This is a genomic window from Streptomyces cahuitamycinicus, assembly GCF_002891435.1.
GTDB lineage: Bacteria > Actinomycetota > Actinomycetes > Streptomycetales > Streptomycetaceae > Streptomyces > Streptomyces cahuitamycinicus.
Genome location: NZ_POUC01000479.1, coordinates 1 through 5,623, shown reverse-complemented (window position 1 = coordinate 5,623; position 5,623 = coordinate 1). Strand labels below are relative to the sequence as shown.

Annotated in this window: 3 protein-coding genes and 1 pseudogene; all 4 read left to right on the top strand. The window is 72.0% G+C overall.

Going from position 1 to position 5,623, the window contains the following annotated elements; genetic code table 11:
* On the top strand, positions 1 to 807 hold an 807-nt coding region (locus tag C1J00_RS37175), incomplete at its 5' end, for an ATP-binding cassette domain-containing protein (protein ID WP_245936653.1).
* Positions 808 to 941: 134 nt separating this feature from the next.
* Entirely contained in the window at positions 942 to 2,207 is a 1,266-nt protein-coding gene (locus C1J00_RS37170; RefSeq protein WP_102913326.1) for an NAD(P)/FAD-dependent oxidoreductase, read from the top strand.
* 29 nt (positions 2,208 to 2,236) lie between these two features.
* Positions 2,237 to 4,156, top strand: a complete 1,920-nt coding sequence (gene dnaG / locus C1J00_RS37165; RefSeq protein WP_102913325.1) for a DNA primase — start codon at positions 2,237 to 2,239, stop codon at positions 4,154 to 4,156.
* A gap of 85 nt (positions 4,157 to 4,241) precedes the next feature.
* Positions 4,242 to 5,539, top strand: a pseudogene (locus C1J00_RS37160) (RNA polymerase sigma factor).
* The last annotated feature ends 84 nt before the right edge of the window (positions 5,540 to 5,623 follow it).

Here is a 5,623-nt window from a genome sequence, read left to right as displayed (position 1 = left end):
GATCCCGACAAGCCGCTCATCGAGGACCTGTCGCTGAAGGTCGAGCCCGGGCAGACGGTGGCCATCGTCGGCCCGACGGGCGCCGGCAAGACGACACTGGTGAACCTGCTGATGCGGTTCTACGACGCCCCCGGCACCCGCATCTGCTTCGAGGCGCAGGTCATGGACTGGTCAGACGACGTGGCCTACTCGGTGCACGACGTGGAGGACGGCCTGCACGCCGGTCACATCGACCCGAACTGTCTGCACGCCGACCCCGAGCGCCGGGACGTCTTCCAGGTCGCCCTCGGCCGGTACGTCCCCGCCGGCACCGACCCCGCCGAACTCGCCGAGGCGCTGGACCGGCTGCTCGCCCAGGAGTGGTGGCCGCACGGCTACGACGGCACCGCCGTCGCCCAGGCCCGCCTCAAGGACGCCACCAGCCAGCTCATCGGCCGCTTCTGCCTGGCCGCCGAGACCGCGACCCGCACCGCCTACGGGGCCGGGCGGCTCACCCGCTACGCCGCCGAGCTGGTCGTCCCGCGCGAGACCCGGATGGAGTGCGCCGTCCTCAAGGCCGTCGCCGACCTCTACGTCATGCAGCGCGCCGAGCAGGAGCGGCTGCGCGCCGACCAGCGGATCGTCGTCGCCGAACTGGCCGAGGCGCTCACCGCCCGCGCTCCGGACGGCCTGGACCCGCAGTTCCGCGCCCTGTTCGACCAGGCGGCGGACGACAGGGCGCGCAAGCGGGTGATCGTCGACCAGATCGCCTCCCTCACCGACACCTCCGCCCGTTCGCTTCACGTCCGTCTGACGGGGCAGGCATGAGACTGACGCGATGGGCGGGGCGCGAGCACCCTCCCATGTGACCCTCCGTGGCCTGATCGGGTCACTCCCTCTTCCCGCACCACGCTCCGTGCGGGACGCTCGCAAGTGGCGACACCCTTACGAGGAGGCATCAAGTGGTCGACGCGGATCAGACATTCGTCATCGTCGGAGGCGGACTGGCCGGCGCCAAGGCGGCGGAGACGCTCCGCGCGGAGGGCTTCACCGGCCGCGTGATACTGATCTGCGACGAACGCGACCACCCCTACGAGCGCCCGCCCCTGTCCAAGGGCTACCTCCTCGGCAAGGAGGAACGCGACAGCGTCTTCGTGCACGAACCCGCCTGGTACGCGGCCAACTACATCGAGCTCCACCTCGGCCAGACCGTCGACGCGATCGACCGTGCGGCGAAGACGGTCCGCTTCGGCGAGGACGGCACCGTCGTCCGCTACGACAAGCTGCTCCTGGCGACCGGCGCCGAGCCCCGCCGCCTCGACGTGCCGGGCACGGACCTGGCGGGCGTGCACCACCTGCGCCGTCTCGCCCACGCCGAGCGCCTCAAACAGGTCCTGACCAACCTCGGCCGGGACAACGGCCACCTCGTGATCGCCGGTGCCGGCTGGATCGGCCTGGAGGTCGCCGCGGCGGCCCGCGAGTACGGCGCGGAGGTCACGGTCGTCGAACACGGGCCGACGCCGCTGCACGGCGTGCTCGGCCCGGAGCTCGGCGGGCTCTTCGCCGACCTGCACCGCGAGCACGGGGTGCGCTTCCACTTCGGCAGGCGGCTGACGGAGATCGTCGGCCAGGACGGCATGGTCCTCGCGGCCCGCACGGACGACGGCGAGGAGCACCCGGCGCACGACGTGCTGGCGGCGATCGGCGCGGCCCCGCGCACCCACCTGGCGGAGGCGGCCGGCCTGGAGATCGCCGACCGGGCCCACGGCGGCGGCATCGTCGTCGACGAGCGGCTGCGCACCTCCGACCCGGACGTGTACGCGGCCGGCGACGTCGTCTCCTTCCCGCACCCCCTCTTCGGCACCCGGGTACGGGTCGAGCACTGGGCCAACGCCCTCAACGGCGGCCCGGCGGCCGCACGCTCCATGCTGGACCAGGACGTGACGTACGACCGGGTGCCCTACTTCTTCTCCGACCAGTACGACCTGGGCATGGAGTACTCCGGCTGGGCGCCCGCGGGCGCTTACGACCAGGTCGTGATCCGCGGGGACGCCGGCAAGCGCGAGTTCATCGCGTTCTGGGTGAAGGACAGCAGGGTCCTGGCCGGGATGAACGTGAACGTGTGGGACGTCACGGACCAGATCCAGCGCCTCGTTCGCTCCAGGGCCCGGGTGGACACGGAGTCGCTGGCGGACCCGCACGTTCCGCTGGAAAGCCTCGCACCGTAGGTGTCAGTCCGCCCCCGTAGACTTCACGCGTGGCAGGACGGATCAACGACGAGGACGTGAAGGCGGTACGGGACGCGGTCCCGATCGACGCCGTGGTGTCCGAGTACCTCCAGCTGCGCAACGCGGGCGGCGGGAACCTGAAGGGACTCTGCCCGTTCCACGACGAGAAGTCGCCCTCCTTCCAGGTCAGCCCGAGCAAGGGGTTCTTCCACTGCTTCGGCTGCCAGGAGGGCGGCGACACCATCACGTTCGTGATGAAGATCGACCACCTCTCCTTCTCGGAGGCGGTCGAGCGCCTGGCCGGCCAGGCGGGCATCACCCTGCGCTACGAGGAGGGCGGCTACAACCCCTCCCACCAGCGCGGTGAGCGGATCCGCCTGGTCGAGGCCCACAAGATCGCCGCCGACTGGTACACGGAGCAGCTCGCGACCAGCCCGGAGGCCGACACCGGCCGCCAGTTCCTCGCCGAGCGCGGCTTCGACCAGGCCGCCGCCCAGCACTTCTCCGTCGGCTACAGCCCCCAGGGCTGGGACCACCTCACGAAGTACCTCCGCGGCAAGGGCTTCACGGACAAGGAGATCCTCCTCTCCGGCCTCGCCCAGGAGGGCCGCCGCGGCCCCATCGACCGCTTCCGCGGTCGGCTGATGTGGCCCATCCGCGACATCGGCGGCGAGGTCGTCGGCTTCGGCGCCCGCAAGCTGTACGAGGCGGACAACGGCCCCAAGTACCTCAACACGCCCGACACGGCGATCTACAGGAAGTCCCAGGTCCTCTACGGCATCGACCTGGCGAAGAAGGACATCGCCAAGGCGTCCCGCGCGGTCGTCGTCGAGGGCTACACGGACGTCATGGCCTGCCACCTCGCCGGTGTGACGACCGCCATCGCCACCTGCGGCACCGCCTTCGGCGGCGACCACATCAAGATCCTCCGCCGGCTGCTCATGGACAACGGCTCGGCCCGCGTCATCTTCACCTTCGACGGCGACGCCGCCGGCCAGAAGGCGGCCCTGCGCGCCTTCGAGGACGACCAGAAGTTCGCCGCCGAGACGTACATCGCCATCGCCCCGGACGGCATGGACCCCTGCGACCTGCGTCTGGCCAAGGGCGACGAGGCCGTCGCCGACCTGGTCGAGCCCCGCACCCCGCTCTTCGAGTTCGCGCTGCGCCAGATCGTGAGCCGCTACGACCTCGAGACGCCTGCGGGCCGCGCGTCCGCGCTGGACGAGGCCGCCCCGATCGTCGCCCGCATCAAGAACAGCGGCGCCCAGCACGAGGTCGCCGTCCAGCTCGCCGGCATGCTCGGCATCCTCGACACCCAGTTCGTGGTCAAGCGCGTGGCCCAGCTGGCCCGCTGGGCCCGCGACCGCGGTGGCAAGGGCCCGGCCCCGGAGCGGCAGCACCAGGGCCGGCAGTACGCCGGCCCGTCCCAGCCGGCCACCTCCCGGGGCCCGGCCCTCAACCTCCGCAACCCCGTCTTCGCCACCGAGCGGGAACTCCTCAAACTCGCCCTCCAGCGCCCCGAGCTGGTCTCCCCGGCCTTCGACGCCTACGGCGTGGACGAGTTCACCGCCCCGCCCTACGCCGCCGTCCGCCAGGCCATCCAGGACGCCGGCGGCGCCGAACCGGGCGTCGCCGATCCGCAGGACTACCTGGTCAGGGTCCGCGAGGCCGCCCCCGACGACGCCGTCCGCGCGACGGTGACCGAACTGGCCGTCGAGGCGATCATGCTGCACAAGGGCGTGAAGGGAGTCGACGAGGTCTACGCGGGCGCCCAGTTGGTGACCGTCCGCCGCCGGGCCGTCGAGCGCCGCATCCGCGACATCACGGGCCGGCTCACCCGCCTCGGCACCCACGGCGACCCGGCCGAGCTCGCCGCCGTGCAGAACGAACTGTGGGTCCTCCAGCAGTACGACCAGTCCCTCCGGGAGCACGGCGCCGCCGCGCTCTGAAGTCACCGCGCGGTCACGGACGGGAAGCAAAAAGTCATCGCACGCCCCTCGTGGCGACGATGTGTCTTACCCCACACTGGTTCCGGTGCCTGAGTCCTCGGAGCGCGGCCGATCCGTCACCGACGGGTCCAGACCCCCGCGGTTCCGCTCATCCCGTACGGGACGGAAAGCGGCGAGGCCGTCGACTCCGCCCCCGAAGTACCGCTGCCGTACCCCCTGGCAGCGATCATCCTGGAGGTCGCCCCCGTGCAGACCCAGACCCTCACCCAGACCGACGCCGGTGCCGCCCCCGGCGCCGATGGGACCGCGCCGGACGCGGAGGCCGACGCCCTGTCCGCGGTCCCGGCGCAGAGCCGAGCCGTGCACCACCCCGAGGCGGAACCGGAGCCGGAGGAGCCGCCCGCCGGTGCCGTCGAGCCGGCCGAGGTCCCCGAAGCCGTCGAACCGCCGCCCCCGCGCACCGAGGCCGGCAGCCCCTCCTCGGACCTGTTCCGCCAGTACCTGCGGGAGATCGGCCGCATTCCCCTGCTGACCGCCGCCGAGGAGGTCGAGCTCTCCCGCCGTGTCGAGGCGGGCCTGTTCGCCGAGGAGAAGCTGCGGCTCGCCCCCGACCTGGACAGCCGGCTCGCCCTGGACCTGGACCGGCTCGTCGTCATGGGCCGCATGGCCAAGCGCCGCCTCATCGAGGCGAACCTGCGCCTGGTCGTGTCGGTGGCCAAGCGCTACGTCGGCCGCGGCCTGACCATGCTCGACCTCGTCCAGGAGGGCAACCTCGGCCTCATCAGGGCCGTCGAGAAGTTCGACTACGCCCGCGGCTACAAGTTCTCCACGTACGCCACGTGGTGGATCCGCCAGGCCATGTCCCGCGCCCTGGCCGACCAGGCCCGCACGATACGGGTCCCGGTCCATGTCGTGGAGCTCATCAACCGGGTCGTCCGCGTCCAGCGCCGCATGCTCCAGGAGCGGGGCTACGAGCCGACGCCGGAGGAGGTCGCGGCCCACCTGGACCTCGCACCGGAGCGGGTCAGCGAGGTCCTGCGCCTCGCCCAGGAGCCGGTGTCGCTGCACGCACCCGTCGGCGAGGAGGACGACGTCGCCCTCGGCGACCTCATCGAGGACGGCGACGCGGCCAGCCCCGTCGAGTCGGCGGCGTTCCTGCTGCTCAGGGAGCACCTGGAGGCGGTCCTGTCGACGCTGGGGGAGCGGGAGCGGAAGGTGGTCCAACTCCGTTACGGGCTGGCGGACGGCCGCCCCCGCACGCTGGAGGAGATAGGCCGCATCTTCGGCGTGACGAGGGAGCGGATACGGCAGATCGAGTCCAAGACCCTCAACAAGCTGCGGGATCACGCATGCGCGGACCAGCTGAGGGGCTATCTGGACTGATGCCGTCCGCGGCCCGGTGGGGGCGGGCCGCGCAGTTCCCCGCGCCCCTGAAGGGACGTCAGCCGCCCCGGGACCCCACTCGGC